General features: G+C 34.8%; 22 protein-coding genes. 14 read left to right on the top strand and 8 right to left on the bottom strand.

What is annotated here, in order from left to right; translation table 11 throughout:
* Positions 1–58: 58 nt before the first annotated feature.
* Positions 59–421, bottom strand: coding sequence for a hypothetical protein (locus IGJ20_RS11980; protein WP_002354999.1), 363 nt, complete (start codon positions 419–421; stop codon positions 59–61).
* Between the two features lie 216 nt (positions 422–637).
* Between IGJ20_RS11980 and IGJ20_RS11975 the strand changes: the two genes are divergently transcribed.
* Complete coding sequence (locus tag IGJ20_RS11975) at positions 638–1,414, top strand: peptidase C39 family protein (RefSeq protein WP_002355000.1); 777 nt, start codon at positions 638–640, stop codon at positions 1,412–1,414.
* Positions 1,415–1,490: 76 nt separating this feature from the next.
* Positions 1,491–2,042, top strand: coding sequence for a DNA-3-methyladenine glycosylase I (locus IGJ20_RS11970; protein WP_002395652.1), 552 nt, complete (start codon positions 1,491–1,493; stop codon positions 2,040–2,042).
* 68 nt (positions 2,043–2,110) lie between these two features.
* Here IGJ20_RS11970 and IGJ20_RS11965 read toward each other — a convergent pair whose 3' ends face one another.
* Complete coding sequence (locus IGJ20_RS11965) at positions 2,111–2,863, bottom strand: MurR/RpiR family transcriptional regulator (protein ID WP_002365331.1); 753 nt, start codon at positions 2,861–2,863, stop codon at positions 2,111–2,113.
* Positions 2,864–3,033: 170 nt separating this feature from the next.
* Here IGJ20_RS11965 and IGJ20_RS11960 point away from each other — a divergent pair, with 170 nt between their 5' ends.
* The 7 genes from IGJ20_RS11960 to IGJ20_RS11930 all read left to right on the top strand — a co-directional run bounded on the left by IGJ20_RS11960 (position 3,034) and on the right by IGJ20_RS11930 (position 8,891).
* Positions 3,034–3,822, top strand: a complete 789-nt coding sequence (locus IGJ20_RS11960; protein ID WP_010821893.1) for a carbohydrate deacetylase — start codon at positions 3,034–3,036, stop codon at positions 3,820–3,822.
* Between the two features lie 86 nt (positions 3,823–3,908).
* Complete coding sequence (locus IGJ20_RS11955) at positions 3,909–5,003, top strand: acyltransferase family protein (RefSeq protein ID WP_126254768.1); 1,095 nt, start codon at positions 3,909–3,911, stop codon at positions 5,001–5,003.
* 145 nt (positions 5,004–5,148) lie between these two features.
* Positions 5,149–5,586 (top strand): PTS galactosamine/N-acetylgalactosamine transporter subunit IIA, encoded by a 438-nt coding sequence (gene agaF / locus IGJ20_RS11950; protein ID WP_010823257.1) that lies wholly within the window; start codon positions 5,149–5,151, stop codon positions 5,584–5,586.
* A gap of 26 nt (positions 5,587–5,612) precedes the next feature.
* On the top strand, positions 5,613–6,089 hold the full coding sequence (gene agaV / locus IGJ20_RS11945) for a PTS N-acetylgalactosamine transporter subunit IIB (protein WP_126254769.1): 477 nt from the start codon (positions 5,613–5,615) through the stop codon (positions 6,087–6,089).
* Between the two features lie 45 nt (positions 6,090–6,134).
* Positions 6,135–7,316: an N-acetylglucosamine-6-phosphate deacetylase gene (gene nagA, locus IGJ20_RS11940; RefSeq protein ID WP_430605239.1), complete on the top strand. Its 1,182-nt coding sequence runs from the start codon at positions 6,135–6,137 to the stop codon at positions 7,314–7,316.
* Entirely contained in the window at positions 7,310–8,083 is a 774-nt protein-coding gene (gene agaW / locus IGJ20_RS11935; RefSeq protein ID WP_002355009.1) for a PTS N-acetylgalactosamine transporter subunit IIC, read from the top strand. The genes nagA and agaW overlap by 7 nt, the downstream gene beginning before the upstream one ends.
* Complete coding sequence (locus tag IGJ20_RS11930) at positions 8,055–8,891, top strand: PTS system mannose/fructose/sorbose family transporter subunit IID (protein WP_002396861.1); 837 nt, start codon at positions 8,055–8,057, stop codon at positions 8,889–8,891. The genes agaW and IGJ20_RS11930 overlap by 29 nt, the downstream gene beginning before the upstream one ends.
* 66 nt (positions 8,892–8,957) lie before the next feature.
* Here the strand turns inward: IGJ20_RS11930 and IGJ20_RS11925 are convergent, their stop codons facing one another.
* The gene (locus tag IGJ20_RS11925) at positions 8,958–10,613 is read right to left on the bottom strand and encodes a peptide ABC transporter substrate-binding protein (protein WP_002355011.1); all 1,656 of its coding nucleotides are present in this window, start codon (positions 10,611–10,613) and stop codon (positions 8,958–8,960) included.
* Between the two features lie 318 nt (positions 10,614–10,931).
* Positions 10,932–11,273 (bottom strand): PepSY domain-containing protein, encoded by a 342-nt coding sequence (locus tag IGJ20_RS11920; protein WP_002355012.1) that lies wholly within the window; start codon positions 11,271–11,273, stop codon positions 10,932–10,934.
* A gap of 306 nt (positions 11,274–11,579) precedes the next feature.
* Here IGJ20_RS11920 and pepA point away from each other — a divergent pair, with 306 nt between their 5' ends.
* The 4 genes from pepA (at position 11,580) to ytpR (ending at position 14,416) form a co-directional block, all read left to right on the top strand.
* On the top strand, positions 11,580–12,656 hold the full coding sequence (gene pepA / locus IGJ20_RS11915; RefSeq protein ID WP_002355013.1) for a glutamyl aminopeptidase: 1,077 nt from the start codon (positions 11,580–11,582) through the stop codon (positions 12,654–12,656).
* A gap of 11 nt (positions 12,657–12,667) precedes the next feature.
* Positions 12,668–12,982, top strand: coding sequence for a thioredoxin family protein (locus IGJ20_RS11910; protein WP_002355015.1), 315 nt, complete (start codon positions 12,668–12,670; stop codon positions 12,980–12,982).
* Positions 12,983–13,129: 147 nt separating this feature from the next.
* On the top strand, positions 13,130–13,585 hold the full coding sequence (locus IGJ20_RS11905; protein WP_002385249.1) for a universal stress protein: 456 nt from the start codon (positions 13,130–13,132) through the stop codon (positions 13,583–13,585).
* A 210-nt stretch (positions 13,586–13,795) separates the two neighbouring features.
* Positions 13,796–14,416, top strand: a complete 621-nt coding sequence (gene ytpR / locus IGJ20_RS11900) for a YtpR family tRNA-binding protein (RefSeq protein ID WP_025193822.1) — start codon at positions 13,796–13,798, stop codon at positions 14,414–14,416.
* A 46-nt stretch (positions 14,417–14,462) separates the two neighbouring features.
* On the opposite strand, the gene IGJ20_RS11895 is transcribed toward ytpR, so the two are convergent.
* A complete protein-coding gene (locus IGJ20_RS11895; RefSeq protein WP_126254770.1) occupies positions 14,463–15,761 on the bottom strand; it encodes a S1C family serine protease in 1,299 nt (432 codons plus the stop codon).
* A gap of 400 nt (positions 15,762–16,161) precedes the next feature.
* On the opposite strand from IGJ20_RS11895, the gene rlmH reads away from it, so the two are divergent.
* Positions 16,162–16,641: a 23S rRNA (pseudouridine(1915)-N(3))-methyltransferase RlmH gene (gene rlmH / locus IGJ20_RS11890; protein WP_002355021.1), complete on the top strand. Its 480-nt coding sequence runs from the start codon at positions 16,162–16,164 to the stop codon at positions 16,639–16,641.
* A 185-nt stretch (positions 16,642–16,826) separates the two neighbouring features.
* Here rlmH and IGJ20_RS11885 read toward each other — a convergent pair whose 3' ends face one another.
* The 3 genes from IGJ20_RS11885 to IGJ20_RS11875 are packed head-to-tail and all read right to left on the bottom strand — an operon-like array spanning position 16,827 to position 21,724.
* The gene (locus IGJ20_RS11885; RefSeq protein WP_085454828.1) at positions 16,827–18,623 is read right to left on the bottom strand and encodes a nuclease domain-containing protein; all 1,797 of its coding nucleotides are present in this window, start codon (positions 18,621–18,623) and stop codon (positions 16,827–16,829) included.
* Complete coding sequence (locus IGJ20_RS11880; RefSeq protein ID WP_227264201.1) at positions 18,607–20,601, bottom strand: McrB family protein; 1,995 nt, start codon at positions 20,599–20,601, stop codon at positions 18,607–18,609. Before IGJ20_RS11880 ends, IGJ20_RS11885 begins: the two co-directional genes overlap by 17 nt.
* Positions 20,582–21,724: a hypothetical protein gene (locus tag IGJ20_RS11875; RefSeq protein WP_086325840.1), complete on the bottom strand. Its 1,143-nt coding sequence runs from the start codon at positions 21,722–21,724 to the stop codon at positions 20,582–20,584. The genes IGJ20_RS11880 and IGJ20_RS11875 overlap by 20 nt, the downstream gene beginning before the upstream one ends.
* Between the last annotated feature and the right edge of the window lie 1,691 nt (positions 21,725–23,415).

Raw genomic sequence — 23,415 nt, 5'->3', positions numbered from 1 at the left:
CCAACCTGCAATCGCCAGGGTTGGTGGTTTCCATTTATTTTATAAAGACTTCAATATTCTAGTGAATTTGACGTTGGTGACGATTAGCTAACGTGCTGACTTTCATGACAGAAGCAACAGGAATCATGCGCAACTGTTGTTCATCCGTTTGTAAACGAACGACGATATTGTCCGAAATATTTTTTGAGACAATCCAGCCGATCACCGTTTCGAATTTATGCGCTGTAGGGACTTCTTTCAATTGTAAGACCACTAAGGATTTTTGGGCGGCAGCGACTTGGAGCTCTTGTAAAAGCGCACTGCGTTCCTTTTCTTTATTCTTTTGATCTTGAGAATCTTCTAAAAATGCCGAAAAGAAATGTTGGGAAGAGAGCGTAATCAGTTTAGAAATGCTCTTGATGGTAGCTTTATGTTGATCCATTCTTCTGCCTCCTTTACGAATAAAATAGAATAAAACTCAAATGACTAATTACCTGTATTTTACCTAATTTTGTGATAAAATTCAAGAAAATATGTTCGCCTTCAATAATTATGAGAATTTACCAACGTTTCTGTTTTTCGAAAAAGAAAGTAGTATAATGTGTGAGCATATAAGAAATACATAAGATTATCGGATGTAGTCAATAGATAGAAAAGGATGAATAGTATGTCAAAAAAACCATCAGGTTACCAAAAAAAAGTTCTCACGGTGTTGTTGGTATCGTTTGGCTTTGGCGGATTGTTAGCGCAGTTTTCGCCGATGAAATCAGGTGGGTTTTCAAGTTGGTTTGATGATTCATATGTTAAAGCTAGTGCTGAATCAAGTAAAACAAAAGAACCAGCACCAGTTAAAATTGAGAAAAAAGTCAAACCTTTAAGCTATGGACAACAGGTCAATCAAGAAATTGAAAAGAAGCAATATAATGGACATCTGGATTTGCCGTTAGAATTGCAGACAGATGCTAAATGGAAAGACACCGCATACGGATTTGGCAATGTAGATAAGCCGAATACAATCGAAATTAATGGCTGTGCGATTGTGTCGCTTGCAATGGTTGGTTCATACATGGATCACCAAGAAGTTACTCCTCTAGATGTGTTAGCTTGGGCAAAAAATGACTTCTTTATGGAAGGACAAGGGACGGCGTGGTCTATTTTTAGTGCATATGCTGAAATGAAAGGCTATAACTGTCAAGAAATTGGGGATATTGAAACAGTGGCAGCTTTCTTGAAGGAAGGTCATCCAGTCATTATTTCTGTAAAACCGGGCTATTTCACTACAACTGGTCACATTATGGTGATGAGTGGTGTGGATGAAAAAGGCGATTTCTGGATTAATGATCCAAACGATTCAGAAGAAAAGGGCCATTCAAAACGGACATTTACAGCCGAAGAAGTAATGAATGAAGCGTTAAACTTCTGGGCATTTTATTAGGAATAAGAAAAGGTGTGGAACAACAGGCAGTACCCTTTGTTCGCATCTTTTTTAGCAAATAAAAGGAGGTAGGACAATGGAGCGATGTACTTGGGCAACGAATACAACTGAAGAGATGCAAGCCTATCATGATGATGAATGGGGACGTCCAGTTCATGAAGAGCAACAGTTATTTGAGTTATTGACCTTGGAAAGTATGCAAGCGGGCTTAAGCTGGGCGATTATTTTGAATAAACGAGAAACGCTCAGGGCAGCTTATGATGCGTTTGATTATCGGAAAATTGCGCGATATGATGAGGAAAAAATTTTATCTTTACTAGCAAATCCTGGTGTGATTCGTCATCGTTTAAAAATTCAAGCGACCATCACGAATGCGCAAGTTTTTCAAGAAGTTCAGGCAGAATTTGGCTCCTTTGATCGCTACCTCTGGAACTTTGTCGATCAGCAACCAATCGTTAATCACTGGCAGCACCCAGAAGAGGTTCCAGCCTCCACGGAATTATCGCAACAGATTAGTCGAGCGTTAAAAAAACGAGGATTTAAATTTTTAGGTGCCACGACAGTCTATTCCTTTTTACAGGCGGCGGGTTTGGTGAATGATCATTTAGAAACGTGTCAGTATAAATAAGTATAGAAGAATTAAAAAGGAAGGAACTAGCAAAACGAATGGCTAGTTCCTTCCTTTTTTTGCAGTGATTATGGACACTCATTTAACATCGTTGAAACAGTTTTCGCCAACTTTTCTATTAAGAATAGTGCAGGTAGTTGGGACGTTACGTCTGCAATGGAACTTTTCTCGGTTGTTATATAGTAGGGGATCGTGACTGTTGAAAGTTGAGCAATCGTGCTTTTTTCACTATTTGTAATAGCAATTACATCAATCCCCATTTCGATAAAATAATCAATATTTTGCCGAACTTTTTGTGTTTCACCCGAAACTGATAAGGCGATAACGCCCACTTTTTTAGCCGTTTCTTCGGATAATTTGCTAACGGGATGGGAAAAAAGGTGGGATACAGAAGCAGATAAATTATAGATACTGGAAAAATAAATTTCACCAAATTCAGCTAGGACTTTGGACGTTCCTTCGCCAATAAAAAGAACAAATTCTTTTTTTGCCAGTAATTCCGCAGCTTGAACAATCCGTCCTTCTAATAATTCTTCTGATGAGCGTTGCAAAAAATGAATCAGCATTGTTTCATCTAAAGATTTTGGTTGGGCTGTTTTTTTTCGTTCGCTTAGATAATTCTTCAATTTAAATTTAAAATCTGTATAGCCTTCACACTCGAATTTTTGACAAAAACGCCAGATTGCCGTTTTACTGAAATGAATTTCATCTGCTAATTCTCGAATTGTCATATAAGGAACTTTTTCAATATTGTGGCTAATATACTTGTAAATCTCTAATTCTGTTGGATTTAATTGTGGATCGTAGGTTAAAAACAGCATGCTGATCCCTCCTGTCGTTCGTGAACGTAATGTCCTTTTTTAGGGACATGGTCTTATTTGTAGATTATAGCACTCAATCAGAAAACTAGCTATAAAAAAAGGCGCCACTTAGCTACAATCAATAGAGAAACAACTAAAAATTCATGAAACAGAAGAGAGAGTGAGGAAAAATGAGCAATAAAAAATTAATTATCAACGCTGATGATTTTGGTTACACGCCAGCGGTAACGCAAGGAATCATTGAAGCACACAAACGTGGCGTGGTTACTTCAACAACTGCATTACCAACTTCTCCTTATTTTTTAGAGGCCATGGAGAGTGCTCGAATCAGTGCACCGACTTTAGCTATTGGTGTCCATTTAACATTGACATTGAACCAAGCAAAACCTATTTTACCTCGAGAAATGGTTCCTTCCTTAGTAGATGAAGCTGGTTATTTTTGGCATCAATCGATTTTTGAAGAAAAAGTCAATTTAGAAGAGGTTTATAACGAATGGGATGCTCAAATTATTTCATTTATGAAAAGTGGTAGACGCCCTGATCATATTGATTCTCATCATAACGTTCATGGAAAAAATGAAAAGTTATTGGGCGTAGCTTTGGCACTTGCTCGCAAATATCAATTACCTTTACGTAACGCCTCGAGAAGTATTGAAACAAAAGACTATTTAGAGTTATATCAGGATGTTCGCACGCCAGATGAAATGTTGTACCAATTTTATGACAAGGCGATTTCAACTGAAACCATCTTGCAATTGCTTGATATGGTTGTTTGTAATGAAGGAGAGGTCTTTGAAATCAATTGTCATCCTGCGTTTATCGATACTATTTTACAAAATCAATCAGGGTATTGTATGCCTCGAATTCGTGAAGTGGAAATATTAACGTCTCAAGAAGTCAAAGAAGCGATTGAAGAACGCGGCATCTTGTTAGCCAATTATGAATCGCTAGCAATGTAAATCAAAGAAGCGTGAATAGCGTGTGAGTAAGTTCTTAATCCGAGCGCTTACTTACACGCTAAATTATTGAAAGAAAGAGGACGTACATGAGTAAAGAACAACCAATAAATCTGAATATCAGCGATTTTTTAAAAGTTTTCGCTGTAGCATCAGTTATTTTACAAACGGTTTTATCATATGTGTTGACACATTCTCCGCAAACGGAAGCAATGAATTCAATCGGTAGTTTTTACCGAATGTCTAAATATTCGGCACCCATGTTTATTTTTGCAATTATTTACAACACGGTGTTAAAGAGTCAAGCTGAATCGTATCTTGAATTTTTAAAGGAAAAATTTTATGAATTGGTGCTTCCTTATGTGGTCTGGTCCAGTCTCTATCTATACGCTTTTCCTAGTTTACAACAACGAATGCCCTATGAAACGCCCCTAGGATTTCTAGGGAAAATTCTCAGTGGTGATGGCGCGGCACATCTATGGTATGCCGTAATGATGTTGCAATTCCAATTATTTATGCCGTATTTTATTTGGTTGGCAACAAGAATTACAAAAAACAAAAAAGTGATTTTACCAATTGTTTTTTTTACAATCGGTGCGCATATCCTTTGGTGCTTCTGGTACCAGAAAATGATTTTTCCATATGTAGAAACTTCTCTTTGGTACTTAATAGATCGTTCAGGGCTTAGTTATCTCATTTATGGTATTTTCGGGGTCATCGCAGCGAAGTATCAGGGGGGAATTTTTACTTTCTTGAAAAAGACGAGAGTGGCACTATTTCTGTTGTTTCTTTTTATTTTTTGGCAGGCAGCCCAAGGGAATTTATTTGATGGAACACAGATGACACCGGACGATCTACCTTATTTGGATCCTCTTCAAAGTGCCTATAGTTTACTGATTATCGGATTGGTTTTTTATTTGGGAACGCAAGGAATAGCCAAAAAGATTCGTCTTTTACCAATGGTTAAATGGATAGCCACTTATGCGTATCGCAGTTATTTAGCGAATGTTTTTATTTTTCAATTGGTCTTGAAACTGGTCCACCCGTTTTTAACCAATCAACCAGTCAGCTTGGTTATTCTTGTGTTGTATATGGGTACATTTGTTGGCTCGTTTGGACTCACGGTTGTAGTCGAGCATTTTTTCAAAAGCATCTTTAAGTTGGGACGCCTTGTATCTGTATAGGGACATGTTCTTAAATAGAAATCATCGTCCAAAATCATGGGAAAGCATACTCAATTGTCACAAGAATTGTTACACTCTTTGAGGAATAAGTTCTGCTTATCCAATATATAGTAAGCTCAGTAAATAGTTAGGGGAGAAAGAATAAATGATAGGTCTTATTTTAACGGGGCATGGGGAATTTTCAACTGGAATGCATCAATCAGTTAGTATGATTACAGGAGAGCAAGCAAACGTTCAGGCAGTCCCTTTTTTCAACGAAACAGGGCTTGATGAACTAGAGTCAAATATTCGTAAAGCCGTTGACTCTATGCTGGAGACGTGCCCAGCAGTGGTCATTTTAACTGACCTTTTAGGTGGCACACCGTTTAGAATTTCAATGACTGTCGCAAGTAATTATCCAAATGTCGAAGTGTTAGCAGGAACAAATTTACCGATGGTTCTTGAAGGACTTGCATTACGCACAATCAGCACGAACGTAGAAGATTTTGTTTCAATGGTCACAGATTCAGCCAGAGACGGGATTGTTCATAAAAAACTAGAACAACCACAAGCAAATACTCAAGAAGAAGCAGACGGAATCTAACCAATTAGAAAAGAGGAGGAAGCACTATGCCGAATATTTTATTAACAAGAATTGATAATCGCTTGATTCATGGTCAAGTCGCAACACAATGGAACGGTTCTTTAGGCGCCAACTTAATTTTAGTCGCAAATGATGCAATTTCTGAGGATACAATGCGCCAACAATTGTTAAACATGGCGGCTCCTGCAGAAGTACAAACCCGTTTTTTCTCCATTAAGAAAACGATTGAGGTCATTCATAAAGCCTCAGAAAGACAAAAGATTTTTCTGTTAGTTGATAATCCTGTTGATGCATTGCGCTTGGTAGAAGGTGGTATGCCAATTGAAAAATTAAACATTGGTAATATGCATATGGAAGAAGGCAAAAAACAAGTAGCTACCGCTGTTGCCGTTAATAAAGCAGATGTAGACGCCTTTAAAAAGCTACAAGAATTAGGTGTTAAACTTTCGATTCAACGTGTACCGTCAACGCCAGAAGAAAGTTTAGATGCATTATTTTCATAAAAAAGTAATGTTGGACAATAATTTTGAAGAGAAGAAGTGGGAAGAATGATTATTCAAAGTAAAAACGTATGGATTAACGAACAATTTCAACCAGCTCAAGTTGAAGTGTCAGAACAACGAATTGTTGCAATTCTACCGTACAATGAAAAAGCTGTCGATAAAGAATACGGAGCAAATCGCATTCTTCCAGGATTTATTGATATTCATGATCATGGTTGGCATGGTGGGGATGCCAGTCATGCCAATCATGAATTTATCAAAGAGTGGCAAGCTTACCTTCCAGAAGAGGGGATTACAGCTTTTTTACCAACAACGTCAACAACATTTCCAAAAGACTTGGAACATTCATTTGAAGTGATTGGTTCATTTATTGAGGAAGACCAAGGAACCAACGGGGCACAAATCATAGGGATTCATGCGGAAGGACCAATGATTTCTGAAGAATTTCGTGGCTCTCATAATCCAGAGTTATTAGTAAAACCATCCGTTGAGACATTTAAAAAATGGCAAGAGTTAGCAAAAGGGCACATAAAATTAATGACGTTGGCACCAGAAAATGATGTAGAGAATGCCTTAACTACATATTGTCATGAACATGATGTAGTCATTTCAATTGGCCATACGGCTGCGACCTATGAACAAGCAATGGCAGCTGTCGAAGCAGGTGCAAAAAGTTTTACCCATACGTTTAATGGAATGGAAGATATCAGTCACCGGAAACCAACCGCAGTAGTTGCTGCTTTGGATAGTGAAGAAACGTTTGCTGAAATTATTGCTGATGGGGTACATGTTGATTATTCATTAGTACGTGTGTTAGCCAAACTAAAAGGCAAGGACTATTTAATTGCTGTGACAGATTCTATCTGGGCCAAAGGGTGTCAACCAGGCGTTTATCCAAAACCAGAAAAAGGGATCGAAATGGTTATTGATGAACAAAATGTGGTCCGTTTAGCCAATGGCAAGTTAGCTGGAAGTACGAACCATTTAAATAATATGGTTCGCAACCTTGTTGAAAAAGCATTACTCCCAGAAGTGATTGCTATTAATTCAGTCACGAAAAATCCAGCTCGTTTGTTGAATGTGAACGAATCTATGGGAGAAATCAAACTAGGGCTTTTAGGTAATTTTACAATTATTGATGAGAAATACGAAGTACTAGAAACCTTAGTAAATGGTGAAACAGTTTATAAAAGTAGACGAAGTCTAATAGGAGGAAAAAAATGTTAGTACAGGCAATTTTGGTAGGAATTTGGGCTGGGATAGCAGGGGTTGATAAGCTTGTCTTACAGACACATATTCATCGTCCGATTGTTACAGGGCTGATTGTTGGTTTAATATTGGGAGATGTCAACACAGGGTTAATCACTGGAGCAACGCTAGAGTTAGTTTGGATTGGTGCAGTAGCAATCGGCGGTGCGCAACCACCCAACGTAGTAATTGGGGGAGTTATTGGAACAGCGTTAGCAATTATCACAAAATCTGACCCACAAGTGACCGTAGGGTTGGCTGTTCCTTTCGCAGTTGCAGCGCAAGCGTTAATTACCTTGTTATATACAGCGATGTCACCAATTATGCATAAATTTGATGCTTATGCAAAAAAAGCAGATACAAGGGGCATCGAAAGATTGTCTAGTTTTGTCCCAATCGTTTTATTCATTTGTTATTTTTTTGTAGTATTTTTATGTATTTTCTTTGGTGCTGATAAAGCATCTAGTTTCATTTCTATTCTACCCGAATGGAGTATTCATGGCTTGAGCGTTGCAGGTGGGATGATGCCAGCAGTAGGTTTCGCCATGTTATTAAAAACGATGTGGGAAACATCCTACGTACCGTTCTTTATTTTTGGTTTTGTTATGGCTGCCTATTTAGGATTAGATACATTAGCGGTTGCAGGTTTAGCTGTCGCAATTGCTTTATATGAATTTTACGCACAAAGAAATAATACAGTCACTGCATCAAATAATAATGGAGGGTTTGAAGAAGATGGCATCTGAAGAAACATATAATGATACGATATCCGAAAAAGTAATAACAAAAAAAGAGTTAAAAAAAATAATGTTCCGTTCGTATCTGCTACAATCTTCATTTAATTATGAAAGAATGCAAGCAGGCGGCTGGACCTACTCATTAATTCCAGGATTGAAAAAGATTCATCGTGATAAAGAAGACTTAGCTCTTTCTTTGGAAAATCATTTACAATTTATGAACACGAATCCACAATTGGTGACGTTCATGCATGGTGTGATTATTGCAATGGAAGAGTCAAAAGAATCACCAAAATCCATTCAAGCGATTAAAACAGCGTTGATGGGCCCGTTAGGCGGAATTGGGGATGCGTTATTTTATTTAACCGTTTTACCGATTGCAGCAGCGATTGGTTCACAACTATCATTAGAAGGCAATATCTTAGGACCAATTGTTTTCTTGTTGTTATTTAATATTCCGTATATGGCTGCCAAAATTGGGTTAATTAATCTAGGTTATAAAATGGGTGTCAAAGCAATTTCAGTTTTAAGCGAAAGTACTAAAAAATTATCTCGTTCAGCAACAATTGTAGGAATTTCCGTGGTGGGCGCGTTGATTCCGAAGAGTGTACAATTAACGACAACTTTTGTTTTTCGCTTGAAAGATACTAAGTTAGACCTTCAAACACAATTGTTTGATACAATCATGCCCAATTTATTACCTTTAGTGTTTACGCTGTTTTGTTTTATTATGTTGAAAAAAGGACGCACGCCGATTGCTTTAATTATTTTTACTGTGATTTTTGGGTTGTTAGGTTCTTTAATCGGGATTATATAAAAAAGATTTGGAACAATAGCCAAAATCGCTATTGTTCCAAATCTTTTTCTAAATTTAATCGAGTGATTATTCTTTATACGCCCACTTGAAGTCGTATTTAGCACCTGTTGGATGATAAATAATTTCTTTCACGTTTGGTGCACGTAAGTGTGATTCTGCTTTTTGGTAAATTGGCACAACACCCATATCAGCAATTACTGTTTTTTCAGCGTTGATTAGATCTTCCCAGCGTTTTTCAGGGTCGTTAACATCTGTGGTTTTGGACGCAGCAATGAATTTATCGTATTCAGGATTGCTGTAACGTCCACGGTTATTAGAAGTTGAGCTTTCTAATAAATCTAAGAAGTTAATTGGGTCTGAATAGTCGGCACTCCAACCACGAACAGCGATTTGGAAATCCCCTTTTAAGGTACGATCTAAGCGAACAGCCATAGGGACAGGCGTCACAGTTACTTTTAAGCCTTCCAAAGTATCAGACAGTGATCCTTGAAGATATTCGCCCATTTTTTTAGCGCCTTCAGAGTCGTCTACCATTAAATCAACCGTTAAGTTGGAAACACCAAGTTCTTGTTTCGCTTTGTTCCAGTATTCCACAGCTTTTTTCTTGTCGTATTTGACTAATTTGTCGCTACCAGCTTCTTTAACAAAGTCTTCACCCGTTTTTGGTGATTTCGCGACATCCACAGGGACGAAGCCTTGTGAAGGAAGAGAGCCATTGGCTAAAATGTTTTTAGCTAATGAATCGCGATCGATGGCATAAGACATAGCACGACGTAAGTTTGCGTTGGTCAATGGTGATTTTTCATCTGCTTGATTCATTTCTAAATAGAAAGAAGAAGCGGCTTTTAATTGGACCAAGTCAGGCGAGTTTTGCATTTGTTGGGCCAGTTCGCCAGATAAATACGTATCATCCACTTCACCAGTTTCATAAAGATTTAAGGCAGTTGGGGCTTCTTTCACCACGTTGATAGCGACTTTATCTAACTTGACAGTCTCTTTGTCCCAATATTCTTCATTTTTAGTTAGAGACCATTTAGTATCTGTTCCGGGACCATCAAACTCAGTTAGCGTAAACGGACCATTGTAGACTGCTTTATCGCTACTCTTTGTATAATCTTTACCAAAACGTTCAACGATATCTTGACGTTGCGGCAAGAAAGAAGGGAAAGCCAATAAATCGTCAAAATATGGTGTTGCTGTTTCTAAAGTGATTTCCAATTCATGATCATTGATTGCTTTAATGCCCAATTCTTCTTTAGGTAGTTCCCCTTTAGAAATTTTTTCAGCATTTTTTACTGGTTCAAACATGTAGGCATATTCTGAAGCAGTGGCAGGATCCACTGTTCGTTGCCAACCGTAAACGTAATCTGCAGCAGTAACTGGTTTGCCATCAGACCATTTTGATTCTTCACGTAATTTAACTTTGTAAACTAAACCGTCTTCTGAAACAGTCGCTTTTTCGGCTGCACCAGCAGGCGCGGGTTTGTTGTCTTTATCTAAACGATAGATTCCTTCGTAGACATTATTTAAAGTGGTAAAACTCACTTCATCTGTCGCAAGGGACGGATCGGCACTAGGCATTTCTTGGGATTCAACCATTGTGTATACTTGGTTGTCGCTGCCGCCGTTGCTTGCTCCTTTATCGTCACTGCCACCGCCGCAGGCCGCTAAAGCTAAGCTTGATAATACAAGTAATGAAGTAAATAAAACAGATTTCTTCATTTGACACGCTCCTTTTCATTTTTAGCAATACTCTCAGTATAATGTAAAAATGAAAAGGAGAAATTAAAAAATCGTTAGAAATGATTATTCTTTTATCAATTTTTAAAAAATGTCTAATCTTTTTTATGAAAAAAGTGGACAAACGTTGATAAGTAAAGATTTGAGGTGATTTCCATACAGAAAACATTCGATTTTTGAGTATTTATTCATCATTGATTTGATTTTTTTGACATAAAATAAACATCCCTTTTACAAAAAACAAATGAGAAGAAAAAAAGATTGTTACAAAAGCAAATAAGTGCTTTTGTAACAATCTTTTTAATCTTTTAATCGTTGGATGTCAATGACAGTTCCTGTGTAGGCATCTGCAGTGAATTCGTATTGAACAATGCCGTCGTCTTCAATGCGGCAAATTCCTCCAGTATATGTTTTGGAGTGGATGGCGAATTTCCGCAAGGGCTTTTTTTCAAACTCAATCCACGAACCTTCAATCGGTCCTTCTTTTAAAAAAGCAGCTTTTACATTTTCTAAGACGAGATCAGCGGAGATTGTTTTTTTCTTATGGTAGAACAAGGTTGAGGCAATGCCGCCTACTAAACCAAGACCAACGCCTAGCGCTAAGCCGCCTTTAAAGTATGTCAACTCATTTTCTTCGTTCATTTGTATGACCTCCCTTGGTCGGTTTCTGCTTACTATTACTTTTGTCAGTATCACTCTTATTTTACCATAGAGAAGGGGCCGCTGAGAAATAAAAAAAGTTTTTCAATCATTCTTTTAGAGCATTCTCATTGTCACGCTTAAAAAGAAAAAGCGATGTGCATTTTCTAGTATTTGCGTTATAATAAGAGTGAAATCATATGAAAGGAGTACCTATTTTTATCGACAGGATAAAGTGACTTTTTAGAGAAAAAGTGACGCTTGGTTGGCGTAATTTCCAACAAATCAAAAGCAATAGGACATACATCTATGGAAGAAAAAACATTTCAACGAATCAAGGAATTAACTGAATTACAAGGAACCAGCGGATTTGAAGACGACATTCGCGCGTACATGAAAGAACATATCACCCCATTAGTGGACGATGTCCAATATGATGGTTTAGGTGGTATTTTTGGGATTAAACGTTCAAAAGTGGAAGCAGCGCCACGCGTAATGGTAGCAGCTCACATGGACGAAGTTGGCTTCATGTTAACTCAAATTAACGATAATGGTTTATTCCAAGTGGTTCCTTTAGGTGGCTGGAATCCCTATGTTGTTTCAGCACAACGTTTTACGTTAAAAACAAGTAAAGGGAACTATCCATGTATTTCTTCATCTATTCCGCCACACTTGTTGCGTGGTACGAGTGGTCAAAAACAATTAGAAGTCTCTGATGTGTTATTTGATGCAGGATTCTCTTCAAAAGAAGAAGCTGAAAGCTTTGGCGTTCGTCCAGGGGATTCCATTGTTCCACAAACAGAAACGATTAAAACAGCCAATGGCAAAAATATTATCAGTAAATCATGGGATAACCGCTATGGTTGTACGTTGGTATTAGATGCATTGGAAACGTTACAAAATGAAGAATTAGGCCACACATTAATTGCTGGAGCAAACGTACAAGAAGAAGTTGGTTTACGTGGTTCTAAACCATCTGTTCATAAATTTAATCCAGATATCTTCTTTGCGGTGGATTGTTCAGCGGCAGATGATATTCACACGAAAAAAGGGACGTATGGTCATTTAGGTGAAGGAACGTTATTACGGATTTTCGACCCAGGTTTGATCACATTGCCTCGCTTACGTGAATATTTATTAGATACAGCAGCGACACACAATATTCCGTATCAATATTTTGTTTCTAAAGGCGGAACGGATGCTGGGGCAGCGCACACAACTAATAATGGTGTACCAAGTACAGTCATCGGCGTTTGTGGTCGTTACATCCATACGCATCAAACAATGTTTAGTATTGCGGATTATGAAGCAGCGCGGGAAATGTTGTTACAAGCATTACGTGGCTTGGATAAATCAACAGTTAATACAATTGTTTACGGAAAGTAGAGGATGTTTAAATGATTTATCCCAATTCATTAGAAGAACTAGCAACTTATGTTGAAAAAGGTAAAAATGTTTTCTTCTTTACTGCTGATTGGTGCGGAGACTGTCGTTTCATTAAACCAGTCATGCCTGAAATTGAAGAAGCATTTCCAGCGTTTCAATTTATCGAAGTCGACCGTGATCAGTTTATTGACGTGGCTGCCGAGTGGAATATTTTTGGTATTCCGAGTTTTGTCGTAATTGAAAACGGTCAAGAGTTAGGACGCTTAGTAAATAAAGATCGAAAAACAAAAGAAGAAATCAGTGCATTTTTAACTAGCTTAGGCTAATTTTCATGAACCAGAGGAACCATTAAATTAAGAGAGAATCAGCTGGACAAAAGGGCGTTCTGCGCAAGGGTCCTAAATTCATTTTTGACTCTAGTTTCTTAGTCAAAGAAGCCTTTTAGATCAGCCTCCATCGGGAAGGTGACGAAAATGGAAGAACAAATGTATAAAAATATTCTTGTCGGCGTAGACGGTAGTGATCAAGCCAATTTAGCTTATGAACGTGCAATTGAGGTTGCTCGTCGAAACGGAAGCCGAGTCATTGTTGCAAATATTTTAGAAAATCAAGTGTATACAATGATGGGGTATTCGACGTTAAATGATCAATTAATTGATCAAGAAACAGCCGCTGCGGAAGAATTAATGGCCGATTGTAAAAAGTATGCTGAAAGCGTTGATTTTCATAATGTTGAAACAGTTACCATGTTTGGTTCACCCAAAGAAGTCATGAGTCATGAATTACCTGAAAAATACAATGTTGATTTAATTATGGTGGGACAATCAGGATTAAACGCAGTCGAACGTGTGGTCATGGGAAGCGTCAGTAGCTACATTATTCGTCAAGCCCCTTGCGATGTCTTAATTGTTCACTCTGAAGAAAAATAAGTAAAAAAAGTTATTGATTGAATAGAGAGTTGACCCTACGTTTCTTTTGTTTTTTCAAAGGATCAGCGGCTTGTCACTCAAAATTGAGGACTTGGAGAATAAGTCGTAGCGACATATTTTCCAAGTCTTTTAGTTTTTCGACAAAAAAGTATGCACAATGGGTCAATTTTTGATAAGATAAGACAGGAAAACGACAGAGGAGGAACAAAAATGATTTTTGCATATAACAAAGAACACGTTGGCGATGTCTTACTTGCCATCGTTGCGGACGATCAAGGGGCGGAAAACCAAGTGAAACGTGTCGGCGATGTGGCACGTGTAAGTTTAGTTGAGGCGCCAGAAACAGTGGTAGCTTGGAATATTTTCAATGCTTCAGCGCTTCTAGGCGACATTAATGGCACCGGCCAAGTAACTTTAACAGACGAGCAAATCGAAAAAGTCAATACAGCGATTAAAGATGCGGGATTTTCAGAAACCCTTGAAAAAGACGACACCCCTAAAATTGTGGTCGGCTTTGTCAAATCATGTAAAAAACACCCAGATTCAGATCATTTATCTATCACACAAACAGAAGTAGACAACGGCGAAATCTTACAAATTGTTTGTGGCGCACCGAATATCAAAGCAGGACAAAAAGTAGTTGTGGCCAAACCAGGCGCAATGATGCCTGATGGTTTAATGATTTGGCCAGGGGTTTTACGTGGGGAAGAAAGTTTTGGAATGATTTGTTCAGCAAAAGAATTACGTTTACCAAATGCACCTGCTAAAAAAGGAATCTTAGAATTGCCTTTTGATGCAGAAGTTGGTTCTGCATTTGCGGTAGGAGAATAAAAGAAAAAAACGACCTGTTGTTCAGACAACAGGTCGTTTCTTTCTTTTATTGATTGCTGCGATTATTTTGTTGTGTTAAAGCTGATTTATCAATGGTTAAATCGATGGTTGCTTTCATTTCTTTAGAACCACGATAATAAGTCACTTCCATTTTGTCGCCAACTTTTTTCTTGTAAAGCGCGCTTTGTAAATCTGTAGTAGAGCTTACGTCTTGGCCGTCAACTTTCGTGATAACATCGTATTTTTCCAATCCAGCCTTTTCAGCAGGGGTCGCTGCTTCAACACCACGAACCACTACGCCAGTTTTTACAGAAGCTGGAATTTTTAAAATTTGTTCTTGTTGTTGTGAAGAGATACCTGTTAAATCAGACATCGTAATCCCGAGAGCTGGCCGCGTCACTTTACCATCTTTTTCTAATTGGTTGATAATGTTGACTACGTCATTACTTGGAATGGCAAAGCCCATCCCTTCAACGCTCACTTGACTAGTTGATTGCACAATTTTTACTGAGTTAATTCCAATGACTTGTCCTTCAATATTGATTAGTGGACCACCAGAGTTTCCTGGATTAATGGCAGCATCGGTTTGAATGGCATTAATATTGATGGTTTCACCAGACTCGTTTTTATTGGTAATATTTCTATTCACAGAAGAGATGATTCCTTGTGTGACAGAGTTAGCATAATCAGAGCCTAGAGGGGAACCAATCGCAATAGCAGGCTCACCGACTGTGATTTTACTAGAATTCCCAAACTCAGCGACTTGATCAACTTTGTCGGAAGAAATTTTAATCACGGCTAAATCCGTGTAAGCATCGGTTCCGACTAATTCGCCTTTCACTTTGGTACCATCAGACAAAACAACTTCCAATCCTTGCGCTTTATCTACGACGTGGTTATTTGTCACGACATAAGCCGTTTTACCATCTTTCTTATAAATAACCCCACTACCTTCACTGGCTGCTTCTAAATCGTTACCATTGTTGCCGGAAGAGTCTTGCGTACCTTCATTCCCACCGAACAATCCCCCAAAAGGATCATCTGCCGAAGAATTGTTGCTAGCACTTTGCATATTAATGACAGAAACCACAGAATTTTGAACTTTTTTCACGGCTTTTGTGACATCGCTAGAAACATTGTAACTCACATTGCTGACTTTTGTGTCGCCGTGATTAGTGGATGTCGTCGTCGCCGAATTATTTCCGCCGTTGGGTGTGGGAATAATCCCAGAATAAGCGCCTCCTAGAATAAGGGCGCCACCAAGTAAGCCGCCAGCTAAACCAATCCCAAATTTTTGCAATAAACTTTTTTTATCTGAATTAGGTGTAACATCTTTTCGTTGCATAAAATAACCTCCCAATAAGTGCATCTGAATTTTCTATATTAAGTATATCTGTTTCCTACTCCTTTAGTCTATCGAATAGCTTTGAATTTTTTATGAACAACTTAGGGAAAAATTACAGAAAAAATACGAATGAAAAAGTTATACACAGAAAAATGTGAACAAATCGGGAATAACTCTGTGTACAGTTTTCAGAAAAGTTATCCACAGAATGTGGATAATGTGGACAAATCAGTGGCGAATATGTGTTTGTATTGAAAAAGCTGTTAAATAAAGTAATTTTTTAGTTTGTTCTGTGGATAACTCTGTGTATATGTGTATAAGTATGTGGAAACGTTGTGGAAAGTAGCCAAACTTCGTGCTAAAATAAGAAAGAAGAGAAAACGAGAAAGTAGTGGAATAGGTGAAAATTAAACTAGTAACAGTCGGAAAACTGAAAGAAAAATACCTGATTCAAGGCATTAATGAATATCTGAAACGTTTAAATAGCTATGCCAAGATGGAAATCATTGAAGTCCCAGATGAAAAAGCCCCAGAAAAACTTAGTGACGCTGAAATGCTTCAAGTCAAAGAAAAAGAAGGGCAACGTATTTTGGGAAAAATTAATGACAACGAATACGTCTTTGTTTTAGCCATTAATGGCAAACAATTATCTAGTGAAGAATTTTCAAAAGAAATTGAACAATTAGGGATTAGTGGCAAAAGTAATCTAACCTTTGTCATTGGTGGCTCCTTAGGTCTCAGTGATTCAGTCCTTCAGCGAAGTAACCAACAAATTTCTTTTGGCCGCTTAACTTATCCACATCAGTTAATGCGTTTGGTATTAGTGGAACAAATTTATCGCGGTTTTCGGATTATGAAAGGGGAACCGTATCATAAATGATGATATTTGAAATTGAATACTTCTTATATTAAATTAGTTTTTTATTGGAATTTATATATTTAAAAGTTAAGTTAAAAATCGCTGGAATTTTAAAGTAAATAATAATTTTATTATATATTCAAAATTGTTGAAAAAAGTTTAAGATGAAGACCGCTCTCTTGTATAAAGAGACGTTCTTCATCTTTTTAATTTATACCTTGTTGATTATGATTAAATAATGAAATTCTTTCTTCGATACTTGTTTGAATTTTTACTGAAAGCTCTTTTTCATCAGAGGAAGGATTAAATAGGTGGAAAAAAATACCTTCTTTTTCATAATATCTAGGTGCAGTTTTTTTTCTTCCTTCATTGGAAGGATACAAAGCAATGACGGCAGAGACAGCTTGTAAAGAACGTGTAAGGATTTCAGGAAATGCTAGAATACTTGACATAGTGTTTTGTTTATAAGCCAGTAATTGTTGACGTTGCCTACCATTATCATTATCAAGTATATTAACTAGTTTTTTATATTTGACTTCAAATATTAAGCTTCCGACATAGTATTTTTCTTGAAGGATAATGTCTAATCTAATATCAGGTTTATTTCGTTTTGAAGAGGTTTTTACAGGGATATCTAATGTGTTAGAGAAATATTCTTTTTCCATGGAATTATTATATACAAGATTAATTCGTATATCGTTTTTATTCAATACTACAGTAGTATTTTCATGTAAAAATGGCAACTCTTGAGAAAGAATGTCATTCTCAAAAATCCATCCAGAAATTGGAGTGTATCCTTGCATGGTTAGAGACTTAATAATTTTTATGAAGCACCAAATTTCATAGAGTATTTCTGTACTTTTCCAATAATATTGATATTTATTGGAAAAATTTAAAGTATTACGATTTTTTATACTTTTTAAATACATTTTATATATAGTGTTATATCTAGGGTTCATAACAAGTGATTTTGGTACATTTATAGGTCTTTGTGATGAAATATTTTTCATTACAGGTGTATCTAAAAATTCAAGGATATAAGAGTAAAAATGTTTTATCTTTTGTTGATTATTTTTTAAAGTTTCGAGTTTTCTATTATAGCTAGTTATATTATAGTTTTGTACACTTTGAGAATGCATGCTAGTAAACTTATTTTCTCTTTTTTTCTCTTCAATAATACCTTGGATGATTTTCTCTAAATATCTATCTGCTAGAAGTGAAAAATTTTTAAAATAAGATAAGATAAATTTGATCCATTGATTTTCAATAATATCATATTTTATTATGCGATTAGGAGTATATAGTAGGCCACGTTTTTCTGGATGGATTTGCAACTGTGAAATAGTTTTTTGATCAATTAAATTTTTGCTCCCAATTGGTTTCCAGTTATATCGTTTGTCAATTCTGTATTTTGCTTCTTTTTTTAAACTTTCAAGAGAAATTATTGCTTGAGGTATATTGTCCTCAAACTCTAATATTCTTTGAAAAAGTTGATCATTCATTAGATAATTTGAATTAGTAATTTCACGATGAGAAGTTTTTTTAGGAATAAACGTTCTAGCAAGACCACCAACCATTTTTTCAATTTCTATTTTCATTTGTTCCCATTCTGGTACACCTAAATCTTTAAGTATTATTTCAAAGCGAGAATAAAAGATAGTTTCGCCAATTTTAACATAAAGAGTATAGTAACCTGGAATAAGAGGTACAGTTCTACCCTGATTTCTATTGTAAATGATTATATTATCGTCACTTGGGATATAGCAAATATCTCCATTTTCCTCGATTATTTGATTTTCAATCAAGTAATCATCTAATTCTGGTATATATAGTCTTGCTTGTTTGTCTGTACTGTTAAATGTAAAGCTTAGATTAGAAAATTCTTTTATTTTAACCGATGTATACTCTAATAGCGATGCATCATCTTGAAAAAACAAAAGTTCATATTCTTGTTCTTCACTTTTATAACCAAAGTTCAATTTCATACTAAAGGGTAAATCCATGTAAATTCAACTCCCTAGCTTTTTGCAAAAGAATTTTTTTAGTATATTTAAAATCTGAAGATTCGGGATATTCATTAATAATTTGTTCAAATTCCCCCACTTGTTTTAAATCATTCTCACTCCATTTACCAACTAATTCTGATAATTGTTCATCAGAACCTCTGATTTTACTTAATACTCTCTGAACAAGTTGAATATCAATAGCTTCTCTTCTTGATAAGTCATTCTGCATTGGGAGATTTTTTAAATATTCATCAATTTGCTTTAATATTCTCCAACCGATACCGACATTTTTGTCTTTAGAATTAATTGCTAAATGGAGTTTCCAAAACATTTCTTTTTCTTTCTGGGTCAAACTATTAGTAGGATTAGTGTTTTTAAAATTTTTGAAATCATCATATTTAAGTTGATTGCGTTTCTTTTGATCTGATTGAATATAATCATTTACTTCCATAATTTCATAGAATGGTACTAACTCAAGTGAAATTATGTTTGATCTATCCAAAACTTTATCTGAGAATTGATGAGTAGATTCATCTGTATTTATTGTTCCTACAAATAATATGTTTTGACCTACTTCAATCGTAGAAGGATAGGTTGAGGCGTTATATAATTTATTTTCTAGATCTTCATTGTATAGTTTGATTTTCCTAGTACTGGGCTCCATTTCTAAAACTGAAAGAAATTGAGAGAAATAATGTTCTACCCGAGCTAAATTCATCTCATCAAAACAAACCATATAAATATTTTCTTTATGTCTTGATGCTTCTAATAGTGCATCAATTAGGCCGCTATCTCCTGGACGATAGACAGAATTTACAGTATCAGCATAGCCTAATAAGTCAGAATCGTCCTCCCAAAAGGGTCTTACAGAAATGAACTTTATTTGTGTATCTGATAATTGGAGTGCTTTTGCATAGGATGTTACTAATTGAGATTTACCAGTACCACTTAATCCAGCCAATACCACCAAACTATCACCCAACATAGCAGTATGAAAATTCCATAAGTCTCGTTTTGAGTAGTGTAATTTACTACGAATTGTGAGCTGATTAAATCTTTCTATAAATTCATTCTGTTCAGAAAAGTGATTATTTTGTTGAATAGTGTGTTTATCTTCTAATTCAGGTATATCTGTTTGCGCTTGCCCTGTAATAATTGAACTTACTGTAGATGCTTTGGAATCAGAGGTGTTTTCTATATCTTCGTTAATATCTTTTTTATTTTCTATAATTTTTTGAAGTAATGGGTAGGGAACAAAAATTATATCTTTTGTTTGATTTATAAAATCATCGTAACCTAAATAGTTTTTACTATCTTCATCAATAAATTTTTTATAAAAATTATCTTTTTCTATCCTGTATGCTACACCGTATATTGAATTGTTTTGCCCGATTATTTCCCCAAATAATACTCTTGATCCATCAGTATTCTCCCAAAAAACATTCAAAGGGTAGTCTTCATTGTCTTTTGAGAAATTCACAAGTTTTCCAAGTAGTTTACCATTTAGCAATTGGTTTTCAAAGTGTATTTCGTCTTTGATTACAGAATCGCTATTATTTATGGAAAAGACAGGTATAGGTACTAATGATTCATTCTCTTTTATTAAATTTTTAAAAATTTCAGATTTAGGTTTGGAAATTAATTCTAAATCATCACCTTGATAGTAATTTCTTGCTTGTTCATGATTTCTTTTAATTTTTGGTGTACAAACGATAATGTAAGGATCTAAAAATTCTTTGAGTGCTTGAGCACGAGTGCCGTGAGATTTATTTATATCATCAATAAATCCAAATTTAGTCAGCGTATTACTATATATTTGTACTCCCTCTACATTATCAATCACACTGCTAGGAAAATCTGAAAGGGGAGTTAAGAAAAAGTACATTACATCATCCGAATTTATTTTAATTTTATTTAAATCATCCTCTAAATAACCAATAATTTGGTAATCTTGTTTACCTTGTTTTAGAACCATTTATATTTTCCTCCTTCATAAGCATGGTAAAATCATTTAATTCTCGAATTTTTATTTTATTCTTTAAACTTTGTGTAATATTTTTTTTTATTCTGGGGATTAATTGAAAGGTTGTGATCCATAATTCAATAATATCATTTTCTTCAATTATTTTAATTATATCTTTGAGAGATGTATCTGGATTAGTGATTATAAAATCATAGTCCTCTCTAATAATGATTTTTCCTGGAACACCAATTAATAAAATCATTTTTTTATTTTCTTTTGGCAGATATGAAAATTTTTTTGTTGATTGATTTGTATTTGTAAGACTATTATATATTTTTTTCAGTTCAACGATTTCTTGCTCTTTATTTTTAAGTGTACTATTTAAAATAGAGAATTTTTTTTCTAAATTAAGATACTTACTTTCTGAATTTTTTAATTTTAACAAAATATTAGTTACTTCTTTTTTATAAAAATTTATTTCGCATTCTTTTTCATTGAGGAGTTTTTTTTCTAGTTTATTGAGTTCTTTTAATTTATCGTTATTATTTTTCTCTATTTTTTTCTTTAGATTTGCTATTTCTCTTAGTGATGCTTTTTCCTTGTTTTTAGTACAAATTATATCTTTTTTATAAAGATTTAATAAATCTTCCATTTTTTTATATTCAAGCGAAATATCAGTGGAAACCTGTTTCTTTTCTTTATTTTTTATATATATTAAAGAATCATTCTTAAATGTTTTTAAACCATCAACATTTTGAAAAAAATCTACAATTTTGGATTCATCTGTTTGTTCAAGCAAATAGATATAAAATGAAAAGGGGGATTCCAACTCTTTATTTTTTATTTCCTCAAAAAATACATCCATGCTATGAATAGATATATTTTTATAAACATTTTCATCGTTCGCTACGATATCGTGAAAGTGCCCTTTACTAATATATTTAAATATATAGATTAAATTTTTTTCTTTAAGAAATTGGTTAAATAACCTGTTTTTAAAAGAATAAGATATGTTTTTCGGAATAATAATTGAGCTACTTAGTTTTTGGGGAAGTACTTTCGCTAATTTATTAAGATGTTCCAAGTCGAGAGAATGAAAAACATCTTCCATAAAACTTATAGTTAAAGCTTTCAATTTTGACTTCCTTTCTAGTAGTATTTGTAATAACAATAGTAGTATATCATGAATAGGATAGTTCATTAAATAAAATTATATTTCTTAGTTACTAATAATTATTTATAAATTTCAAACTTGTAGTTGTAGTTTAGTATAGAAATACTAATATGGAATTATTAATACTTTCAGAAAAGTATTTTTCATATTTGTGTGTGATACCTGTTTAAAATAATTGAAATAAATAATAAGTATTGGAACAAAGATAAATTCCAACTTTAAATCCATAAAACCCCATATTTATAAAAAATTGGGCTATTTTTAATTAGAAAGTTTGGAGAAGAAATGTTTCAAAATCAAAATCAAAACTATAAAGTAAAAGGAAGAAAAGAGTATCTAATTTAATTTCACTCGAACTTCATTTAAAAATATCGTATAAAAAATATAGGTCAGTGACTCAGACAGGTGTCAAATGATATTACTATCAGAAAAACGTTAATATCGTAATATCTGAAAGAAAGGAACGAAATGACTTGTTAGAATCGGCTTCCTTAAGGGAGTTCATCTACTGTTTTTGGAGATGATACACGTTTATATTTATTTACGTACCACTAGAAATGTAGTAATTCCAAAAAGGTAACATTTATATAGAGCAGATTTTTAGGGAGGGGAATAATAAACTAGATAAAAAATTATGAAAAAGCGAGATTTAGATTATGTCAAGATTCTCATTTGACAAAACATTTAAAATCGCCGCTGTAAAACTCGTAATTGAAGAAGGATTTTTCTGGAAAAGGAAGAATACTTTTGGTTTCCATTTATAAAATAACGAAACTTGAATAAGAAAATCGTTATCCAAGAGAGAATTTAGACTTATTAAAAAATCCAAGTCTTCTTGAAGACAAATAAGAATTCCATTTTCGGTACTTAAAAGTTGAGTATCTGGAGAGCTTGCCAGATTTTGAACATTTCAAAGCTGTTTTTTTATGAATTATGTAAAAGAAAAATAGAGTGAACACTTGAAAGAAAAAATTGCTATTATTTTTCAAGAGCATCATGAAAGGTATTGGAATTGGAGCGACTCGAATAACAAAAGTATTAAATAAAAAAGAAATTCTTATTAATTGAAAACGTATAGGAAAACTTCTTCATGGACTTGGTCTTTATGAAAAAGCGGTACCTGTAAATACAAATGATATAATCGAAAATTGACCTCTTTTTACACCCTAATCCTATTAATCAAACATTTAAGGCAGCAGAAAAAATTTTTGGTTAAGAGGTATAATTTATATTCCAAGGTTGATTATTCACGCTGATCAAGGCTCATAATACACAGATACTAAATTCCAAGCAATGTTAAGAAAAAATAAGTACGTTCCAGCATTAGTCAAATAGGAAATACTTGTAACAATACCTCAGAAAATTTAGATTTTCTGGTTTAACTTTTTTCACAGTCAAAGCCTATATCTTTTCTTATGGATTAACAGAGAATGAAGCTTTTTCGTGCGAAAAATACTTTAATCAATTATGCAAAATTAATACAAATGCTAATAGACAAGATGATAATTTGAAAAATAGTACATTAGGAATTTGGGTAATTAGTGAGAGTGAAGTACAACCAATTAAATACATCATTGGAGTTCATACTGGGGCAGATAATGCTGTGGTATCAGCTTAAGAAATAACAGTTGAATACTCGGAAAAAAGAATAC

Source organism: Enterococcus sp. DIV0294 (assembly GCF_050558155.1).
Taxonomy (GTDB): Bacteria; Bacillota; Bacilli; order Lactobacillales; family Enterococcaceae; genus Enterococcus; species Enterococcus faecalis.
This window is presented reverse-complemented; position numbering and strand designations above follow the sequence as displayed.